This window comes from Microcoleus sp. A6-C6, from assembly GCF_036705955.1.
In the GTDB taxonomy this organism is placed as follows: domain Bacteria; phylum Cyanobacteriota; class Cyanobacteriia; order Cyanobacteriales; family Microcoleaceae; genus Microcoleus.
The window spans coordinates 46,389-65,956 of record NZ_JAUBVR010000035.1; the positions used below are offsets into that span (position 1 = coordinate 46,389).

Here is a 19,568-nt window from a genome sequence, read left to right on the forward strand (position 1 = left end):
GAAGACCGGGCGGTTGAAACCGCGTCTAGACAGACAAAAACCGGATGGTGCGCGGGTTAAAAAACGGACGGTTAAATTTACCTTATTTTCTCCAGTCCGCAGAGGCGGACTTCGTTTTTGTAGACGCGGTTTCAACCGCCGTGTGATCTAAAGATACTCTTAAGCCTTTAAGACTTTGCGGGTATGGTGCCAAGCTGCCAAGCCCATCACTGGAACCAAAAAGCCCAAACTCATCAGCACAATCCGCAAGCCCAAATCATCGGAACCCACGGCTTTGCTGACAGCATCCGTCAGCGGGCCGGTCAGTGCTAAAGGCAAGCTGAGAGCAATATTAATCGCATTGTTCTCCAAGCCAAAGACTTTTCCCCGCATTGATTCAGGAGTTTTTTCTTGAATCAGAGCTTGCATCGGGCCGTTAATTAAGGAAGCGCCAAAACCGAACAGAGCACTCAATCCGAATCCCAGCCAAAGCTGTCTCGTAAAGGCAAACATTCCCAACACAAAACCCATCATCACGAAACCAATTAACGGCAAAGGTTTGTGGTGCATTCGATCGCCCCAGTGGCCCAAAAACGCCGCGCCGAAGACCATTCCGACTCCCGCAGCAGCCAGCAAAAACCCAAATTGAGTTTCTTTGAGACCTATTTTGCCTGAAAGTGCGATCGCCAGCACTTGCAGCGCCGCAAACACCGAATACAAAATCGTCAACTGCACCATCGCGTTGCTGACGAGGCGGTTGTGCTTCAAATACCGCAAACCTTCCTTGAAGTCTTGCCAAGGATGAACATTTTTGCCACTGCTACCGCCACGATTTTCTTTGATGTGCATGGCATAAAGCAAACCTGCGGAGATCATGTACAACCCGCCCAGGAAAAACTCTTGAGAAGCTGGCCCGTAGCTGTGTTTAAGCCAACTAAATATCGGTTCGCCGATCGTCATTCCGACAATAATCCCGCCCATTGTGGACGAGGCGAACAGAGCATTTGCCGACATCAGTCCCTCTCGCCCCACAGCCAGCGGGATTGCCGCCTGCTCTGCTGGAGCAAAAAATTGCGTTACGATAGAGACCAAAAACGTGACTGTCAACAACACGACAAAAGTTTTGGGCAAAAACGGCAAACATCCAATCAACACCGCTCGAATCACGTTGCAGCCGATCAGCATTTGCTTTTTGGAAAAGCGGTCTACGACGATACCGGCCGCCGAACCAAAGACGATCGCCGGCAGGGTGTAGGCAATCATCACGGCTGACAGCATAGAATTTTCCGAATGTTGCCAAGACACTGGCCAGGGTCGGTAATCCCCAGTTTTCAGCAGAATAATCAGCAATACGTAAAAGATTTTATCCGCCACTTGGGCCAACAACTGCCCAGTCCACAAGGTGAGGAAGGGGCGATTTCTCAGTAGGGCATCAAGCCCGCTGCGGTCAGGGGGAGGGCTAGCTGGGTGCATAGGAATAGTTTAACTGACCGCTTCTGGCAATTATAGTTTTCAGCAATACGTGCAAATTTGAAGGAGTGCAAAGCGGAAACGGGCGAAAAATCCTGTCTCCTCGGTTCTTTTTCTGTTTTAGCAGATCCGTGGCGGAGGGCTTGGGTCTTTTTCACTCTACCGCGATCGGCTCCGCACAGCCACCGCCGCCGGAAAATCAGGAAATGTTGTTAAATGTTGACCTGCATTATTTCATCGTGAGTACAACATAAGGTAATATGTTTTACAAAATAGTTGCTGTTGGCAGTGATCTTAAAAGATGTCACGCCGATTAAGTAATATAACGAAAGTAGTAATGTTAGGAGTGAGAAACTTGAAAAAGGTTGAAGCTATTATTCGCCCGTTTAAACTTGACGAAGTGAAAATCGCGCTCGTCAATGCTGGCATTGTAGGGATGACCGTTTCTGAAGTTAGAGGTTTTGGCCGTCAGAAGGGCATGACTGAACGCTATCGTGGTTCTGAGTACACCGTTGAGTTCTTGCAAAAGCTCAAGGTCGAGATTGTTGTGGAAAACGATCAGGTTGACATGGTGGTTGATAAAATTATCGCGGCTTCCCGCACGGGCGAGATTGGCGACGGCAAGATTTTCATCTCTCCTGTAGAACAAATTATCCGGATTCGGACTGGCGAAAAGAACCAGGAAGCAATCTAAGATACTGGGGCATTGGGTATTGGGTATTGGGCATTGGGCATTGGGCATTGGGCATTGGGCATTGGTCATTGGGCATTGGGCATTGGTCATTGGGCATTGGTCATTGGTAACTGCCAACGAAAAACCTCTTTCCTGTTTAGTTCTGATACCAAGCGTGTCAATATCCAATGCCACAGTAACCCTGTGTTTTGGCTTTTTTCCTCAATATGGGTTGAGAATGTTCGCCATTTGTGGTATAAGAGCCTGGAATGCTTGACCGCGGTGAGAGTGCGATCGCTTGATATCGGGCGTCATTTCTGCAAAAGTCTGTTGCTGTGCGGGTACGTAGAAAATCGGGTCATACCCGAAACCTCCGGTACCGCGAGGAGTGTGGAGGATTTCGCCTCGGCAAATTCCTTCAACTTGTAAGGCAATTGTACCGTCGGGACGGGCGATCACGATCGCGCAAACAAATTGTGCTTCCCGGTTTGCTTCGTTTCCCAATTCTTTGAGCAGCCGAGATATCCTGTCAGCATCGCTTGAACCGTACCGCGCCGAGTAAATCCCAGGTCTACCGTCGAGTGCATCTACCATTAAACCAGAATCATCGGCGATCGACCATTGGCCAGTTGCTTTGGCAATTTCAGACGCTTTCAAGCAAGCATTAGCAATAAACGTTTCCCCAGTCTCCTCAATTTCCAATTCTTCGGGTTTCAGGCGCAATTCCCACCCCAAATCCTGAAGATAAAGCTGCATTTCCTTAAGTTTACCCGGATTGCCCGTAGCCACAATTAGCAATTTATTATTTGTCATCAGTCGATTATGCCTTTCAAAAAACTTTTCTCCTTTGATCTACGGTACTAAAGTATAATTTACAGCTTAATTGTTCAATAAACACAACTAAAAACCGATTGTGATAGTTGAGGAAGCCGAATGTGGATTCTATAGTAATACTCTTTCATTTATGAATAAGAAAGATTTTTTTTAACCGCAGAGGGCGCAGAGAACGCAGAGAAGAAGAATGGAGAAATAAGTGATATCAAATCCGTTGACATTGGAATTATTCATCTCTATCTCTTCTTTTCCTCTGCGTTCTCTGTGGTCTCTGCGGTTAAAAACTCTAATTTTTATGCGCCCAACCTTTCGCCCAATTCAAGTTGTGCATCACTTCTTTCAATGTGGCAGCTTCGGAATACAGCCGCAATACTGGTTCGGTTCCGCTAAATCGAATTAACAGCCAGCTTCCGTCGGCTAAACGGAATTTGTATCCGTCTACTTTGTTGCAGTCTACTACTGTTTTGCCGGCGATTTCTGTTAATGGTTGGTTTTGCAGCAGCGACAGCAAGCGCGCTCTTTCTTCCATGTTTGCTAGGTGCAGGTCGATTCTGTCGTAGGCTGAGGTAAACTCTGTTTCTTTTTGCAGTCTGCTATAAATTTGGCTTAAGTCTTCGCCGGATTTGACGACTGCTTCTAATAAGTACAGGGCTGATAGTAAAGCGTCTCTTTCGGGTATGTGGGTTCCGTAGCCGATTCCTCCTGATTCTTCGCCGCCTACTAGGACTTTGGTGGTTAACATTCGATCGGCTATATACTTGTAACCGATCGGCGTTTCAAACAATGGTAAGCCGTAAAGTTGGGCAATTTTGGGCATGATGTCGGAACCGCTGACGGTTTTGATGACTTCTCCGGTGAAGCCGCGCCGTTTTGCTAGGTGTTCGATTAATATGGGAACTAGGATTTGCGAACTCAGAAAATTTCCTTGGGAGTCAACGGCTGCAATTCGATCGCTATCTCCGTCAAATACAAATCCGATCGACAAACCAGAGCTTTTTCGCTGGTGAGTCCGCATCACCCGGAACAACTGCGACAGGTAGCGCGGTAAAGGTTCTGGTGCACCGCCACCAAACAGCGGATCGCGATCGCTATTGACTTCCTGCACAGGAACTTCTAAGATTTGAGCTAAGCCGCCCGCCGCCGCGCCGTGCATCACATCTACAAATACTGTAATTTTGCCGGATGCGATCGCCTCTTTTATCGCTTCAATATCTACCATTTCCCGCAAGGTTTTGCAGTAAGCTGGCCAAGGATTGAAATTCTCCAATTTTCCGGGAGTTGCTGCGAGTGTCGCCGGATTTTCGAGTTTTGCTTCTATCTGTTGCGTAACTTCGGGCGATACTGAACCGCCAAATCCGCCCTTGACTTTTAATCCTAAATATGCGCCGGGATTGTGGCTGGCTGTCAGGACGATCGCACCTAAAGCATTTAATTGTTTCGCCGCTAAACTGAAAGCTGGAGTTGGAGCATAAGAATCGCTCAGTAACACGTCAAATCCTGCGTTCTGGACTGCCTTAGCTGCTGCGAGAGCAAAATCTTCAGCCAGAAATCGGCGGTCGTAACCGACAATTACAGTACCGCTGCTGGCATTGTTGCCGCCAGTTTGTGCGAGAACTTGTGCTGCTAGGGGAGCTACTAATGCTACGCGATCGAATGTAAAATCGTCAGCAATGATGCCGCGCCAGCCATCTGTACCGAATTTAATAGGATTCATTTTTAGTCACAAGCCATAGGTCACTTGTCTATTTTATGGGCTTCAGCAGTCGATCGTCAGTCGATTTTAGATTTTAGATTTTAGATTTTAGATTTACTTGCAGCCTTGAATCTGGGGGCTTGAACAAGACTCTTAAATTTTGGGAGTTCCATTTATGGAGTGTCGGGGGCTTGTACCCGTTTTTGGGCGGTTAAAAGTCATCATCAATCAGCCCACAGCCCAATGACAGTTGACAACTGACAACTGTCAACTGTCAACTGACAACTGTCAACTGACTAAAAGAATGCCGGTTGGTGGCGGATCAAATTCAAGAATTCTTCGCGAGTTTTTTGTTCCTCTTGAAACACGCCCAACATGGCACTCGTCACCGTCCAAGCACCGGGTTTTTGCACGCCCCGCATTGTCATGCACATATGGCTGGCTTCCATTACTACAGCCACTCCCTGCGGTTCCAATATTGTTTGAACTGCTTCGGCTATTTGGCGCGTCAAACGTTCTTGTACTTGCAATCTGCGGCTGTACATCTCGGCAATTCTGGCTAATTTGCTCAATCCCACTACTTTTTGATTGGGAATGTAAGCGATGTGAACTCGGCCCATAAACGGCAGCATATGGTGTTCGCACATACTGAATACGCTGATATCTCGCACCAGTACCATTTCGTTGTGACCTTCGTCAAAGATCGCGCCGTTGAGGAGTTCTTCGAGGGATTGACTGTAACCGCTGGTGAGAAACCGCATTGCTTCTGCTACCCGCTTCGGGGTTTTGAGCAATCCTTCGCGTTCGGGGTCTTCTCCTACTCCTTGCAGTATCGTCCGAACGGCGGCCATCATTTCTTCCTGCCCTACTTCCGAGGGTACTGGTACGCTGGATTCTTGACCGTTCGAGGAATTGCGATCGGGTCGAGTGCTGATGCGCGGGGCGTTGTTGTCTGGGGTTTCTAACAGTTTCATGCTGTCAGTAGAGATTGAGTTCGAGCCATTGGAACTGCTGTTCGATGCAATTGTCATAAGAAGTTGGTGTGAGGGTGAATCTATTTTCGATTTTCGATTTTCGATTTTCGATTTTCGATTTTCGATTGGGATAGAGCTATCTATTTTCGATTTTCGACTTTCGATTTTCGATTTTTGATTTGGGGATAGAGCGAGAGATTCAAAGATTGTTGAATTCATGAAAAATCCAGCAGTCTAAAATCTCAATTTCACAGAACTCCGGCGTTGGACATGAGTGTGATTTCTTCAATTACTGCACTTGCCGGCAACTGAATTGCGTGCAAAATTGATTGGGCGACGATTTCTGGGGTTAACATGGCGGTGCGATCGAAGTCGGCTTGCATGGTGTCTGTTTCCCACATGGGAGTGTTGACAGAACCTGGACAAATGGCTGTGACGCGAATTCCGCCAGCTCGCTCTTCTGCTGCTAAAGTCTTGGACAAAGCCATGAGACCGAATTTGCTGACGCAGTAGGCTCCCCAGTTGGGGAAGGCTTGGCTACCTGCGATCGAGGAAACGTTGATGATGATTCCCGATCGCCGATCGCGCATTCCCGGCAAAATTCCTAAAATGCACTGCCAGACGCTTGTAAGATTGAGGTCTAGGACACTCTGCCAGTCGGTTAGGGATGTTTCGGTCAAGGAGCCTGTATACCCCATGCCAGCGCTGTTGACTAGGATATCTACGGGCCCGAATTGAGAGGCGATCGCGCTGATGCCGCTTTGCACTTGCTCAATTTTTGCCAAGTCTAAGGGATAAGCTTCTGCTTTCACTCCAAATTCTCTGGCTGCTGTGGCAACGGCTTCTAGGTTTTCTGACTTTCGGCTAACTAAAGCTAGATTTATGCCTTCAGCAGCGAACGCTAGAGCCGTCGCTTTGCCAATACCGCTGCTCGCTCCGGTAATCAGAGCCTGCTTTGTTGTTCGATCGTTCATTAAATTTCCTGATACTTTCTATCGGCAAATCTTTCAAGCGTTGCAGCCTGCTTCGGCAAATTAGCAAGCTGTTGGCTGCGGGTGATAACAGTTAATTATGAGATAAACATTAAGAACTGTTAAGCCGGTGTCACCTGAGAAATTATAACACTGCTGACGGATTAGCAGAATTATCGGTTGCGAGTTATGAGTTACTCGCTTGAAGTTCAAAGATTTTTGACTGATAACTCTCTGCTCGATCGACTCAAGCAGCAATTTCAGTGAACACACCGATGTCCCGAAACTTTTGATATCGGAGTTGTCGGCGCTGCTGGCCCGTAAGCTGACTTAGTTCTGCTAAGTTTTCCAACAAAGCTTGTTTAAGCATGGACGCAGCTTTGAGGGGATTCGAGTGAGCGCCACCAACAGGTTCTGGTACTATCTGATCTAGAACGCCGAGGTTTTTCAAATCCCAGGAAGTTATTTTGAGCGCTTCTGCGGCTAAGTTGGCTTTGCCAGAGTCTTTCCAGAGGATGGCCGCACAAGCTTCGGGGGTGGCGACGGTATACACAGAATGTTCTAACATCAACAGCCGCTCGCCGACACCGATACCCAAGGCTCCGCCGGAACCGCCTTCGCCGATGACTGTGCAAATAATCGGAACGTCGAGGCGAAACATTTCTCGGAGGTTGCAGGCGATCGCCTCTCCTTGTCCAAGCTGTTCGGCTTCTAAGCCCGCCCAAGCCCCCGGAGTGTCGATAAACGTGAAAATTGGCATCGAGAAGCGATCGGCGTGTTCCATCAATCGCAAAGCTTTGCGGTAGCCGCCGGGAGCAGCCATCCCGAAGTTGCGGGCGATATTGTCTTTGGTGTCGCGCCCTTTTTGATGGCCGATGATCACTGTGGGACGCCCGTCTATGCGGGCAATTCCGCCGACGAGGGCCGGGTCGTCTCCGCCGCGTCGATCGCCGTGGAGCTCGATCCACTCGTCGCTAATTGCCTGAATGTAATCGAGGGTACTGGGGCGGCGCGGGTGACGGGCAAGTTGCAGCCGCTGCATGGGGGACAAGCTGCTGAAAATTTCTTGCCGCAGTTGGGCGGAACGAGCTTCGAGTTTGCGAATTTCGTCGGTGACATCGACGCTGTTTTCTGCGGCGAGTTCGCGAATCTGGTGAATTCGGGCTTCGAGTTCGGCCAGCGGCTTTTCAAAATCTAGGAGTAGTGGTTTGCGGTCTGAGTTGGGCACGCTGATAATTTCTATAGGGTTTTAAGGTTTAGTCGAGCGACTATTTTCCGACTATTTTCCGACTATTTTCCAATCCTACCGTGCTAGGGGATGCTGAAAAAGAGGGGGAAATCGGAAGTTTTGATTTTTAAATTTTGCTTGATATCAAATTCCGCAACATCGGAATTATACTCTCGAAGCTGAGCAGGGCGATCGGGCTGCTCTCAGAAAAATATTTCGATTCAGACGCAATAGTCAACAGTTAAACTTTAAAATTCAACTTCAACTTTAACTGTTGACTATTAAGATCAAAATTACATTAATAAGGGTCGGAAACCGTGTTTAACTGAAATTCCACCGATTTGCTCCATCTTTTCCACAGTAATTTGATTCCGTCCCCAAGAAAAATTGGTATACATTTTTTCAAATTCCAGCAGCATTGATTCGGCAAAACAGGCAAACAACTGTCGCCCCGGCACATCCATATTGACAATCTTCATGATTTTCCACTCAATATCGAGGGAATGCTCCACAATGCCACCATTGAGTACGTAAATTTCGGGATGCTGAACCTGAGTTGCTAGATTTTTTGGATAGCCACCATCAATCAATAAACAAGGTTGCTTCAATGTCTTGGGGTCAATTTCTACTCCCTTTGGCATACTAGCGACCCAGACTACAATATCCGCTTGCGGCAGGGCTTCTTCCAATTTCATGATTTTGCCTCGCCCCAATTCCGATTGCAAATCTTGCAAGCGTTCTTTGTCGCGGGCAATTAGCAACAATTCTGCTACATTTGTTTTAACATTGAGCCAGCGACACACAGCACTGCCAATGTCACCTGTAGCACCACAAACCGCCACAGTAGCTTTTGAAAGTTCAATCCCCAATTTGGGGGCTGCTTCTTCTACTTGGCGGCAGATAATGTAAGCCGTGTGGGTGTTACCAGTGGTGAAGCGTTCAAACTCCAACTTGAGATTGCGAATTTGCTTAATTTGCTGCAAGTTGAAAGTCTCAAAAATGATCGAAGAAAAGCCACCTAAAGCAGTGATATTAATCCCGTTTTTTTGAGCGTGTGCCATCGCATTAAGGATTTTGCGAGTGGCTGCTTTAATCCGGCGAGTGGCCAGCATTTCTGGCAGAAAACAGGATTCCACATAGCGGCCTTCTATTTTTTGCCCGGTAATGCTAGTGACAGTGATATGATCAACTATCTGGGGCGGTGCACTGCACCAAAAGTCTAGCCCTTGATCGGCATATTCTGGATAGCCCAGCTCGTTAGCTACTGATTGGGCGTGTTCTAAGCTGGTTAAGTGACCGATTAGACCAAACATTAAGTTGTCAAATGAAGGAAGATTGAAGAAGAAGGAAGAAGGAAGAAGGAAGAAGGAAGAAGGAAAATTTGCTAATTAAAAATGAGATGCCTCTTTTTTAATTTTTAATTTTCATTTTTTCCCATTCCTTATTTCCCATTTAACTAGGCTGCGAGGCCTTGTGCTGACATCCGCATGATGTCGCGGTTGTTAAAGCCAATGTTGCCAAGGGCTTCGCCGTAGGCAATCATAAAGTCTTCGATTAAAGCGTCTTTTTCCATTCCCAAGACGCGGGCATCGTCTGCGACAGCGTTTAGCAGTCTCCAGATGATGGGCAGGTTTTGGCGGTTGGCGGCTTCGAGTTCGGCTTTGGATTCCTCAAAGTGAGCTTGCAGCCAGACTTCCCCAAAGTTGAGGTGGCTGTATTCTTCTTTGACTACGCCTTCGGTGATTTTGCGAGCAAAGTCATCGGCGACGGGGATGTAGATGTTGTAGGCTGCGATCGCAAAACACTCGATAATTAGTGATTGAATCAGCAAGCAAGTTACAATCTGACCATCCGCCGCGGCAGTTTGGAAGTTTCTGTGCAAATCCGAAAAGAATTCCTTGGCAAATACCATGTCCGGTGTGACTTTGAGATTCCGACCACAAGCTTGGAAGCCTTTCTTATGGCGGTTTTCCATCTTGGACAAGCCAATTAACTCTTCTTTTTTGTCAGCCAACAGTTCGGCCAGCGTCAGGTAATTGTCGTGAGCTTCTTGTTCGCCTTCAATCACAATGGCGTTGATGCGGCTGTAAGCATCTTTGTAAGTTTCGGTTTGAAAGTCAATTGTTGGGCTGGCCTCAAGCTGGGGCATAGATATGTCGTCTCCTGATATAACCTTGTAGGATGTTTCCAAACCCCCTTAAAATTTTGGGGGTCGCGTGCACTACACTTTACCTATTTTCGACTAAAAATTTACGATTGTGTGGGAATCTGGGAGGCGATCGGGTTTGAGAGCCTCACAAGCTTATTATTTTAGATTAATTCACAAGTTTATGGGTAAATCCTTTGATCGGTCTCAAGCACTGGAGCTGCTGAGTTTTGTTTTGTTGCTGGCGGGGGCTGCGCTGGTGCTGCTGCCACTGGCTGCTGTTTTTTGGGTTTCCTTATCACCATCTGGTGTTGGTGTCAAGGCCAATAGTCTGACTTTTGCGAACTATCAGGAGGCTTGGCGACGGGGGAATTTTTTGTTGGCATTTGCTAATTCTACTCTAGTGGCGATCGCAGTTACCGCTTTTCAGGTAGTGACTTCTGCTTTGGCAGGTTATGCTTTAGCACGGCTGAAGTTTCGGGGGCGACAAGCCATAGTTTTGGTGGTTTTGGCAACACTGGTGATTCCCTTTCAGCTTTTGGTGATTCCGATTTTCATGGTTTTGAAGTGGGGGCATTTGCTGAATACCTATGGGGCGCTGATTTTGCCCACGGCAGCTAACGGTTTCGGGATTTTTCTGCTACGCCAGTATTTTATGACAATTCCGGTGGAGTTGGAGGAGGCGGCAATGCTGGATGGGGCTAACCGCTGGCAGGTTTTGTGGCAGGTGATGTTACCTTTAGCCCGCCCTGCTTTGGTGACGCTGTTTTTGTTTACGTTTATCGGCGAGTGGAACGATTTGTTTAAGCCGCTGGTGTTTACGACGAGGCCAGAGTTGCGGACTGTACAGTTGGTTTTAGCTGAGTTTCAGGAACAGTTTACTAGCAGTTGGCCGTTGTTGATGGCGGCGGTGGTGATTGGGACTGTGCCCGTGGTGTTGCTGTTTTTGGCTGGTCAGCGGCAGTTTATTCGTGGGATTGCGGCGACGGGAATTAAGAATTGAGTTGGAGGCCCGAAGAAGACCGGGCGGTTGAAACCGCGTCTATACAAACAAAACCCAGATGGTGCGTGGGTTGAAGACTCGGCGGTTGAAATTACGTTATTTTCTTTACACCCTCGTTCGGGCTTCCTTTGTCTAGGCGCGGTTAAAACCGCGGTCTGATCTATAATTGTCCAATAAATAAAATATATGCAGAATTTGCAAAAGCTGGGCTGGTTTTTATTTATTGCATCTTTCGTGCCCTGGGTGGCAATCTTGTTTATTGTGCCGTTTATGCCGCTGAGCCTCGCCGAAAAAACTACAATTAATATCATTCTAGCTGTTGGGGCCGAAGTTTGTTTTTGGCTGAGCGTGGTAATTTTGGGGAAAGAAGTAGTTACCAAATATCGGCGTTATTTGAGTCCCCGCTATCTTTGGAAAAAAATCCGAAATTTCAAGCGCAAATGAACAGGGATTGATGCAGATAGTTAAGTAGGTGGTTACAAATAAACGTTACGTGGGGAGGGCGGGTTTTGCACTGATAAACTCGCTTTTATCATAGATCATACGCTAAACCCGCCCCTACTAGATACTAGGTTTTTCACCCTTACCTACTTAGCCCAGATATTGGCGTTTATCTGCGGTCAAGATTGAGCTATTCGCTGATAATTTGCAAACGAATAGAGCGTTCTCCGTCTCCAAAATCCACTTCAATCTTTTCTCCCGAAAGACTGTCCAAGCATCCCAAAAGTAAGCGCAAATTCGGTGTACTTGCTCCTGTATCCACGTACAATCTATCAGCCAAACTGCCTAAACGCTTCCAAACAGTGTAGAGTTTGACTACAGTTTGTTCGAGCAGTGCAGCTTGTTTTACAACATCAGCAGTCGTACCCAAACAGCCGACTCGCAAAGACTCTTCTAAAGCCATTTCCATGTCTAAGTGAGACTGATTGAGAGCTTGCACTTGGGCGGCGGCATCGAGATATTTGGATAAGTTCTTGGCGTCGGAAGTTAGTTGTTTGACAGTATCTACGTCGGGATTTTCTGCTACTTCTTTTTGAATTTCGCTTTGGTGAGATGGAGAGAGTTTCTCCATTTCCTTGACTAAAGGAGCGAGATAGCGAGAAGGAAGAGAACCGCTAGATGCTTTTTCTTTGACTTCTTCTGGCAATAATTCTGAGTTCATTGCCATCCATTCGTCGGATAGTTGTTTGACTTCGCGCCTGGTGATACGATCGCCCTTTGATGCAGCATCTGTTACCATTTGCTGTACTTCGGGAGATGCTTTGGCGGTTTCTACAAAGGCTCTTTTGCTGAAGTTTCTAATGGACTCTGGGTCTAAATCTCCTTGGTCGATCAGAGTTTCGGCACTTTTAGCTAATTCTATCAAAGAATAGGCTTGACTTTTGCTAATTTCGCGTTCTTTTAGCCAGTTCAAGAAGCCGGTACCGCGTCCGTCGCCGCCTTTTTTTTCTCTGTCTCGGACTGTTCGGAGAATGCGTCCGCGCCAGATGTCGGTTTGTAAGTCGAAACGATCGCACACTTTCCAGGCATTGTCAACCTGATTGTCAAAGTCGAAGTCTGGTATTTGTTCGTCTTCGGGGTCTGGTAATTGGAAGTTGATATCGGTCAAGCCTTTGAGGGCTTCGGCAAGTTCTGCGGGAGATTGGGGGACTTCAGCCATTAGGAGAAAATTGTGTAGAGCGACAGCCGGTTTAATTGGGAATTTGCACAAGTTGAGATTTGAGACGCTATCTGTAGTAGTAAGGTGACAAGGCTGACACTACTGATAGAGTTTTTGTGCAGGTTATATCATTATTGCACGATGAAGGGCGATCGGCTTCAACGGCTTCACTAACGGGCTATAATTACCTAACTGTCATTGCGAGCGTCCGCGCGAAGCAATCTCAGAAGCTTAAACGCAGACACAAAAATTATGATTACGTATTTGTGATTGCGACCTGTCGGTGGTAATCTCAAGTCCCTGCGATTGCTTCGCGAGGACGCTCTCTTCGGACATCATTACCTAACTATCATTGCAAATGTACCCACGAAGCAATCTCAGAGCCCTGAATGGCGATCGAAAAATTATTATACTATGTTTGTAATTGCGAGTTGTCGGTGGCAATCTCAAGTCCCTGCGATTGCAACGCTCGTGAGCTCGCAATGACATCATCACTTAACTGTCATTGCGAGCGTCCGCGCGAAGCAATCGCAGAGGCTATAGTATAAGCTGAAAACTCATCCTTTGATCGACAGTTATGAGCAAACAATATTATGTGTACATCATGACGAATCAGCATAACAGGGTGCTTTACACAGGTGTAACCAGTGATTTAAAGAGAAGAGTTTACGAACACAAAGAAAAGTTAATAGATGGATTTACTAAAAAATACAATATCACGAAGTTAGTTTACTGCTAAATCTTTGAAAATGTATATGACGCGATCGAACGAGAGAAACAGATTAAAGCTGGTTCTAGACAAAAGAAAATTGATTTAGTTAATAGTATCAACAAACAATGGCAAGATCTGTATGATGAGTTTTGAAATTTTTGTATGTCATTGACCAATAGGGTTCACTTAAGATTGTCCGAAGAGAGGAACGAAGCAAACAAGAGTATTTATTTTTCATAATTTTTTACCGCCTGGATCGTCTTAAGTAAACCGTATTGTGTCATTGACGGCTCTGCCTTACTATTTTAAGGTGATGCGATAGCGACGCACAGCCCACAATGACATTGAGATGTAATCATAACCTAAACCCCAAAATCAACCGCCTGTCAGTGCCCTAAATAACCACCCTAAAAGCATCACACTCAAGAAAATCACGCCTCCGACAATTAACGTCAAACCTAACAGCAAAGCCGCGACAAATAACCAGTCAGCTTTTTTACTAGGTTCCGGGCTACCTAAATGAGCATCTAGCAATTCTATATTCTTGACATTAGCTTTCCAAGCAACATCAAATAAGTCTCCAGCAACCGGTACAGTGCCGGCAACTGTATCAAATACGATGTGAGCAGCCATTTGGATTAGGGTTTCTTGCGGTACTCCGAGTTGCGCGGATTTAAACACAACATAACCTGCAAAAATTGATCCGATTAAATCGCCACCGCCCGGTATAAGTCCTAGTATCGGATCGAGTCCGATGCGGTAACGGGTGCCGGGAATGGGAATTGCATTGTCGAGTAAGTGGCTGATGCGGCGGAGACGGCGCAAGGATGCAATCTGGGATTTGTTGAGTGTATTTGTGGCGGGAGTTTGTATGGGAGAACGTGACATTTGATTGCTCTCGATTGCGATATTACTGCTATTTTATGATTTTTATTGAAGCATATTATAGCTTTTTTACTATGTCTCAAGCAAGATTTTTTCTAATAATATTTATGACAAGTCTTACAACAAAACATTTTTGGGGCTTGTTTTCTCAACTATTGTCGCTTGGTGCGTCGCTATGAGATTGTCGATTAAATTTAGGGATTTTTTATGGCGACGCACCCTACAAATAATATTGCATGATTTTTCATAAACAGAAACCCGGTTTTTCTTCAAAACCGGGTTTCTTGCTTCTAGCTGCCTGTGGTCAGTTTAACCGGGAAAGCCCGATCTATTTGCCTTCAGTAAAGTCAGCATCAATCACGTCATCGCCGCCGTCAGTCGGGCCGCCAGTTGGGCCGCCAGTCGGGCCGCCAGTGGAGCCGTCTGCTTGCTGATACAGGCTGCTGCTGACTGCGTAGAACGCTTGTTGTAACTCGGTTGTCAGCGTCTTGATGGCTGCGTCGTCTTCTTTTTCGACGGCCTCCCGCAAGTCTTTGATCAAGCCTTCAACCTTAGTCTTGTCAGCATCAGGAACCTTATCGCCCAATTCTGCCAACTGCTTCTCAATTTGATAAGCTAAGGAGTCTGCTTGGTTTTTGCGATCGATCCGTTCGCGACGTTCCTTGTCAGCAGCCGCATTCGATTCGGCTTCTCTCACCATGCGATCGACTTCATTGCTGGGCAAAGTAGAAGCACCAGTAATGCTAATCGATTGTTCCTTGCCAGTACCTTTATCCTTAGCAGCTACATTCAAAATACCGTTAGCATCGATATCAAATGTAACTTCAATTTGAGGTACGCCACGGGGGGCTGGGGGAACTCCATCTAAACGGAAAGTGCCTAAATCCTTGTTGTCATTGGCCATTTCCCGTTCGCCTTGCAAAACGTGAATTTCCACGTTAGTTTGGCCATCTACAGCAGTCGAGAATGTTTCCGACTTCTTGGTAGGAATTGTGGTGTTGCGGGGAATGATTTTGGTCATCACGCCGCCCAAGGTTTCGACACCGAGAGACAGCGGGGTAACGTCGAGCAACAAGATGTCTTTGACTTCGCCTGCGAGCACGCCAGCTTGAATTGCTGCACCGACTGCGACCACTTCATCCGGGTTTACCGTTTGGTTGGGGTCTTTGCCGAGGATCTTTTTGACAAGCTCTTGCACGGCTGGAATGCGTGTAGAACCACCAACTAAGACGACTTCGTTAATTGCAGATTTGTCGAGTTTGGCGTCGCGGATTGCGTTTTCTACGGGAATGCGAGAGCGATCGATCAAATCAGAACAAAGCTCTTCAAACTTGCCGCGAGTCAAGGTGGTGTCCAAGTGTTTTGGTCCGTCTTGAGTCGCAGTAATAAACGGCAAGTTGATTTCTGCTTGAGTAACACTCGACAGTTCAATCTTGGCTTTTTCGGCTGCTTCCGTCAGGCGTTGCAGTGCTTGTTTGTCTTTGCGGAGGTCAATTCCTTCGGCTCTTTGGAAGTCATTAGCGATGAAATCGACGATTTTTTTGTCGAAGTCGTCACCACCGAGGTGAGTGTCTCCAGAAGTTGCTAGCACTTCAAATACGCCGTCGCCGACTTCGAGAATCGATACGTCGAAAGTACCGCCGCCCAAGTCAAATACGAGGATGGTTTCGTTGCTTTTTTTATCTAATCCGTAGGCTAAAGCGGCTGCTGTAGGTTCGTTAATAATCCGTAGAACTTCAATACCGGCAATTTTTCCAGCATCTTTAGTAGCTTGGCGCTGGGAGTCGTTGAAGTACGCGGGGACTGTAATTACCGCTTGGGTAACAGTTTCGCCGAGGTATTTGCTGGCATCTTCTACGAGTTTACGCAACACTTGCGCGGAAATTTCTTCGGGAGCAAATTGTTTGCCGCGGGCTGGACAGTCTAGTTTGAGGCTGTTGCCGACTTTCAGGACTTTGTAGGAAACTTCAGTGGTTTCGTGGGTTACTTCGTCAACCCGACGCCCGATAAACCGTTTTACTGAGTAAAAGGTGTTTTCGGCGTTCATCACGGCTTGACGCTTGGCGATTTGTCCGACGAGTTGATCGCCATTTTTAGCATAGGCTACTACGGAAGGTGTGGTGCGACCCCCTTCGGCGTTGGCTATGACGGTGGGTTTGCCGCCTTCCATAACTGCGACGCAGGAGTTTGTGGTACCTAAGTCAATTCCAACTACTTTTCCCATAGGGGTGTTCCGGCTCCAATATCTACAAAATTTTGGTTTTCTATCTGTGTGATAGTCTGGTTATTCAGGACTGCGATTCTACCTCGCGGTTTACGGGTAGTCAGTTCTGCTTTAATACAGTCTTCGATAGGGTACTTATCTCTATACTGCGGGCGGTTAGACCTTGCGATGAAGGTGTATTTACCGAACCTGTTGGGGGACGGTTGCATCGGTGAGGCTTTTACTGCTACAGCTTTGGACTGCTTTTGTTTACTCTTCCTAATGTACGGCGTGCGATCGATTTGGGCATTGTGGCAAACCGTATACGTTGTGTTGTATTTGCCGTCTTGTGTGTATAAATTTGGTTGGGCCCCTTTGGGCGATTCCCTACGGGATAGGATCTTTTGGATGGCCAATAGAAGATAGGACGTACGGTTGAAACCGCGTCTACACAGAAGATAGGACGTACGGTTGAAACCGCGTCTACACAAACGATGTCCGCCTCCGCGGACTGAGGAAGATAGATAAAACGGCGGTTGAAACCGCGTCTACACAAACGATGTCCGCCTCCGCGGACTGAGGAAGATAGCGTAATTTTAACCGTCTAGTCTTCAACCCGCGGAGGCGGGTTTTGTTTGTATCGACGCGGTTTCAACCGCCGTGTTCGCCCTGACTACCGCGCATCGCCAATCAAAATAAACGGCGACCAATAATAAGGATGGCGAGTGATTTGACTCAATTTAGCTTGCCGCAAAGCTTCTCCTTTGCTCATCCCTTGATTGATATTTTGATAAAATGCCACCATCAATTCTTGAGTAGCTGAATCATCAACACTCCAGAGACTCGCCATCACAGCTTTCGCGCCCGCACGCTCAAAAATATAGGCAATTCCCGATATTTCTTCGCCGTTGGAATTCGCTTGCAAAGCTGTTTGACACGCGCTTAACGTGAGGAGTCTGGTGTTTTGCAATCCTAATAACGCCGCATCTCTAATATTCAAAAATTCATTATTAGCAAAAAGGATAGTATTTGGTTCTAAATCCACTCTGTCGGGTTTGCGACAATTTGGAGAGTTAGGCAAGCAGCAACCTTCGGGTTGGAAGCAGCCGTGAGTTGCTAGGTGCAGAAAGGGAAAGCGGGAGGCTTGGGTTTTGAATTGGTCGAGGGTGGCGACATTGCCGATATAGGATAAACTGCCGGGAAATATTTGGGTAATGTTTTTAACTTCATCTGGCGAAGCTGGTAAATTGTAGGGGTCGCGGGTGACGGGATTTCCTAATGCTAAGACTGCGCCTTGTAATGTCGAATCGGGAATTGACCTGGTTGAAATGCGGGTGAGATAGTTGACGGGATATTTTTGGATTAAGTATTTATTGGTTTGCTTGTCTAAAAGGGCTTCAAACGGGATATAACGCAACTTTCCTGTGGCGATGATGCTCAATTGTTTGGGAGAGAATGCCTGTATTTGGTCTTCTACTGGGCGAATCAGGATGTCGTATAGTTTGTGGCTAGTTTCTGTGTAATCTGTTTCGCTTGACAGTTGTTCGCGGTATTGAGTGATGAGTTTGTCGAATTCTTCAGGGTTTATCGCAATCTTTTTAACACTTAAACTATCTTTTGTCAAGACAAATATGGCGACGGTATTGGGAACATTTTTGAAATTTGTGAGTAAAACTGGTTGAATGACTACGGTTCCGGGTGAGATACTTGCTTTCAGTTGGGCGATGTCTTTGGGTTTGGTTTCAAATAGTTCGGCGACTTCTGGGAAACTGCGGGAGATTTGTTCTGCTTGGCGGTTGACTTCTGTTTCCAATTCCCGCATTTGTCGGGAGAGATTTTCTGAGAATTTGTCTTGGAGTTGGCGCTGGAGGTATTGCAGTTGTTGATTTTTTTGATTCCATTCGTCTATTGCTGTTTGTGCTTGGGGGTTGGCGACTTTGGCGTCGATGAGGCGGGTGTAGTCGGCGAGGTCTGCTGTGGTGGCGATGTTGACCCATTCAAAAGCGCGATCGGCTTGGTTTTGGTCGATGAGGAGAGATGTGAGGGCAACTGCGCTTCCTCTTTCATCTTCTAAAAACTTTTGCCTATTTTCCCGTTGTAAACCACTCCGTATTTCTAAGGTAATATTTACGGATTGCTCCAAATATTCGATCGCTTGAGTTGGTTGCTTCGTATCTCGGTACACTAAACTAATACCACTCAAAGTAATAGCTTCCCTCGCGCGATCGCCCACTGCCCGCAGAATTGGTAAAGCTTGGTTAAAGTATTTCAATGCTTCTTGGGGTTGGGAGATGCTGTCGTAGAATGCACCAATATTATTCAAAGTAGTAGCCTCCCCAGAGCTATCGCCCACTGCCCGCGTAATTGGTAAAGCTTGGTTAAAGTATTTCAATGCTTCTTGCGGTTGTCTATTTTTTTGGTAGAATGCACCAATATTATTCAAAGTAGTAGCAACGCCTGCGCGATTTTTTACTTCTCGCAGAATTGGTAAAGCTAGGTTAAAGTATTTCAATGCTTCTTGGGGTTGGGAGATGCTGTCGTAGAATGCACCAATATTATTCAAAGTAGTAGCAACGCCTGCGCGATTGCCCACTTCTCGCAGAATTGGTAAAGCTAGGTTAAAGTATTTCAATGCTTCTTGGTGTTGTCCAATTTTTTGGTAAACTACACCAATATTATTCAAAGTAGTAGCAACGCCTGCGCGATTTTTTACTTCTCGCATAATTGGTAAAGCTTGGTTAAAGTATTTCAATGCCTCTTGTGGTTCAGAAATATTGTCGTAAACTGCACCAATACCATTCAAAGTACGAGCTTCCCCAGAGCGATCGCCCACTTCCCGCCTAATTGGTAAAGCTTGGTTATAGTATTTCAATGCTTCTTGGGGTTGGGAGATGCTGTCGTACACTGCACCGATACTATTCAAAGTAGTAGCTTCCCCAGAGCGATCACCCACTTGCCGCCTAATTGGTAAAGCTTGGTTATAGTATTTCAATGCTTCTTGCGGTTGGGAGATTCTGTCGTACACTAAACCGATATTACTCAAAGTAGCAGCTTCCCCAGAGCGATCGCCCACTTCCCGCCTAATTGGTAAAGCTTGGTTATAGTATTTCAATGCTTCTTGCGGTTGGGAGATTCTG

At 46.6% G+C, this 19,568-nt stretch carries 16 protein-coding genes; 4 read left to right on the forward strand and 12 right to left on the reverse strand.

All coding sequences use genetic code 11. From position 1 onward, the window contains the following. Positions 1 to 159: 159 nt before the first annotated feature. Entirely contained in the window at positions 160 to 1,452 is a 1,293-nt protein-coding gene (locus tag QUB52_RS15780; RefSeq protein ID WP_332973872.1) for an MFS transporter, read from the reverse strand. Positions 1,453 to 1,804: 352 nt separating this feature from the next. On the opposite strand from QUB52_RS15780, the gene QUB52_RS15785 reads away from it, so the two are divergent. Then, positions 1,805 to 2,143, forward strand: coding sequence for a P-II family nitrogen regulator (locus tag QUB52_RS15785; protein WP_265234570.1), 339 nt, complete (start codon positions 1,805 to 1,807; stop codon positions 2,141 to 2,143). A gap of 201 nt (positions 2,144 to 2,344) precedes the next feature. On the opposite strand, the gene rdgB is transcribed toward QUB52_RS15785, so the two are convergent. The 7 genes from rdgB to QUB52_RS15820 form a co-directional block, all read right to left on the reverse strand. Further along, positions 2,345 to 2,935 (reverse strand): RdgB/HAM1 family non-canonical purine NTP pyrophosphatase, encoded by a 591-nt coding sequence (gene rdgB, locus QUB52_RS15790; RefSeq protein WP_332973874.1) that lies wholly within the window; start codon positions 2,933 to 2,935, stop codon positions 2,345 to 2,347. Positions 2,936 to 3,242: 307 nt separating this feature from the next. Next, complete coding sequence (locus tag QUB52_RS15795) at positions 3,243 to 4,670, reverse strand: phosphoglucomutase/phosphomannomutase family protein (protein WP_332973875.1); 1,428 nt, start codon at positions 4,668 to 4,670, stop codon at positions 3,243 to 3,245. 275 nt (positions 4,671 to 4,945) lie between these two features. Further along, positions 4,946 to 5,680 (reverse strand): GTP cyclohydrolase I FolE, encoded by a 735-nt coding sequence (folE, locus tag QUB52_RS15800; RefSeq protein WP_265234567.1) that lies wholly within the window; start codon positions 5,678 to 5,680, stop codon positions 4,946 to 4,948. Positions 5,681 to 5,871: 191 nt separating this feature from the next. Further along, positions 5,872 to 6,597 (reverse strand): SDR family oxidoreductase, encoded by a 726-nt coding sequence (locus QUB52_RS15805; RefSeq protein ID WP_265234566.1) that lies wholly within the window; start codon positions 6,595 to 6,597, stop codon positions 5,872 to 5,874. A 244-nt stretch (positions 6,598 to 6,841) separates the two neighbouring features. Further along, positions 6,842 to 7,822: an acetyl-CoA carboxylase carboxyl transferase subunit alpha gene (gene accA, locus QUB52_RS15810; protein WP_265234565.1), complete on the reverse strand. Its 981-nt coding sequence runs from the start codon at positions 7,820 to 7,822 to the stop codon at positions 6,842 to 6,844. Between the two features lie 293 nt (positions 7,823 to 8,115). Next, positions 8,116 to 9,135, reverse strand: a complete 1,020-nt coding sequence (locus tag QUB52_RS15815; RefSeq protein WP_265234564.1) for a long-chain acyl-[acyl-carrier-protein] reductase — start codon at positions 9,133 to 9,135, stop codon at positions 8,116 to 8,118. A gap of 143 nt (positions 9,136 to 9,278) precedes the next feature. Continuing rightward, a complete protein-coding gene (locus QUB52_RS15820) occupies positions 9,279 to 9,971 on the reverse strand; it encodes an aldehyde oxygenase (deformylating) (protein WP_265234563.1) in 693 nt (230 codons plus the stop codon). 181 nt (positions 9,972 to 10,152) lie between these two features. On the opposite strand from QUB52_RS15820, the gene QUB52_RS15825 reads away from it, so the two are divergent. After that, the gene (locus QUB52_RS15825) at positions 10,153 to 10,971 is read left to right on the forward strand and encodes a carbohydrate ABC transporter permease (RefSeq protein WP_265234562.1); all 819 of its coding nucleotides are present in this window, start codon (positions 10,153 to 10,155) and stop codon (positions 10,969 to 10,971) included. 186 nt (positions 10,972 to 11,157) lie between these two features. After that, entirely contained in the window at positions 11,158 to 11,415 is a 258-nt protein-coding gene (locus QUB52_RS15830) for a transporter suffix domain-containing protein (RefSeq protein ID WP_265234561.1), read from the forward strand. Positions 11,416 to 11,602: 187 nt separating this feature from the next. On the opposite strand, the gene QUB52_RS15835 is transcribed toward QUB52_RS15830, so the two are convergent. Next, on the reverse strand, positions 11,603 to 12,631 hold the full coding sequence (locus QUB52_RS15835) for a hypothetical protein (RefSeq protein WP_265234560.1): 1,029 nt from the start codon (positions 12,629 to 12,631) through the stop codon (positions 11,603 to 11,605). 577 nt (positions 12,632 to 13,208) lie between these two features. On the opposite strand from QUB52_RS15835, the gene QUB52_RS29270 reads away from it, so the two are divergent. Next, complete coding sequence (locus tag QUB52_RS29270) at positions 13,209 to 13,370, forward strand: GIY-YIG nuclease family protein (RefSeq protein WP_375339792.1); 162 nt, start codon at positions 13,209 to 13,211, stop codon at positions 13,368 to 13,370. A 348-nt stretch (positions 13,371 to 13,718) separates the two neighbouring features. On the opposite strand, the gene QUB52_RS15840 is transcribed toward QUB52_RS29270, so the two are convergent. From QUB52_RS15840 to QUB52_RS15850, 3 genes are all read right to left on the reverse strand, one after another. Beyond that, positions 13,719 to 14,231 carry a DUF4112 domain-containing protein gene (locus tag QUB52_RS15840; RefSeq protein WP_332973876.1) on the reverse strand — a complete coding sequence of 171 codons (513 nt, stop codon included), beginning with the start codon at positions 14,229 to 14,231 and terminating at the stop codon, positions 13,719 to 13,721. 325 nt (positions 14,232 to 14,556) lie between these two features. After that, entirely contained in the window at positions 14,557 to 16,452 is a 1,896-nt protein-coding gene (dnaK, locus tag QUB52_RS15845) for a molecular chaperone DnaK (RefSeq protein WP_332973877.1), read from the reverse strand. 652 nt (positions 16,453 to 17,104) lie between these two features. Then, positions 17,105 to 19,568 (reverse strand): CHAT domain-containing protein (locus QUB52_RS15850; protein WP_332976210.1); only part of this gene is annotated, 2,464 nt, incomplete at its 5' end.

Bases quoted from the DNA above. Each gene is read 5' to 3' on its own strand.
- QUB52_RS15830 (WP_265234561.1), top strand. From the start codon at position 11,158: ATGCAGAATTTGCAAAAGCTGGGCTGGTTTTTATTTATTGCATCTTTC.
- QUB52_RS15815 (WP_265234564.1), bottom strand. From the start codon at position 9,135: ATGTTTGGTCTAATCGGTCACTTAACCAGCTTAGAACACGCCCAATCA.
- QUB52_RS15840 (WP_332973876.1), bottom strand. From the start codon at position 14,231: ATGTCACGTTCTCCCATACAAACTCCCGCCACAAATACACTCAACAAA.
- QUB52_RS15805 (WP_265234566.1), bottom strand. From the start codon at position 6,597: ATGAACGATCGAACAACAAAGCAGGCTCTGATTACCGGAGCGAGCAGC.
- folE (WP_265234567.1), bottom strand. From the start codon at position 5,680: ATGACAATTGCATCGAACAGCAGTTCCAATGGCTCGAACTCAATCTCT.
- QUB52_RS29270 (WP_375339792.1), top strand. From the start codon at position 13,209: ATGAGCAAACAATATTATGTGTACATCATGACGAATCAGCATAACAGG.
- QUB52_RS15795 (WP_332973875.1), bottom strand. From the start codon at position 4,670: ATGAATCCTATTAAATTCGGTACAGATGGCTGGCGCGGCATCATTGCT.
- QUB52_RS15780 (WP_332973872.1), bottom strand. From the start codon at position 1,452: ATGCACCCAGCTAGCCCTCCCCCTGACCGCAGCGGGCTTGATGCCCTA.
- dnaK (WP_332973877.1), bottom strand. From the start codon at position 16,452: ATGGGAAAAGTAGTTGGAATTGACTTAGGTACCACAAACTCCTGCGTC.
- QUB52_RS15825 (WP_265234562.1), top strand. From the start codon at position 10,153: ATGGGTAAATCCTTTGATCGGTCTCAAGCACTGGAGCTGCTGAGTTTT.
- rdgB (WP_332973874.1), bottom strand. From the start codon at position 2,935: ATGACAAATAATAAATTGCTAATTGTGGCTACGGGCAATCCGGGTAAA.
- QUB52_RS15835 (WP_265234560.1), bottom strand. From the start codon at position 12,631: ATGGCTGAAGTCCCCCAATCTCCCGCAGAACTTGCCGAAGCCCTCAAA.
- QUB52_RS15820 (WP_265234563.1), bottom strand. From the start codon at position 9,971: ATGCCCCAGCTTGAGGCCAGCCCAACAATTGACTTTCAAACCGAAACT.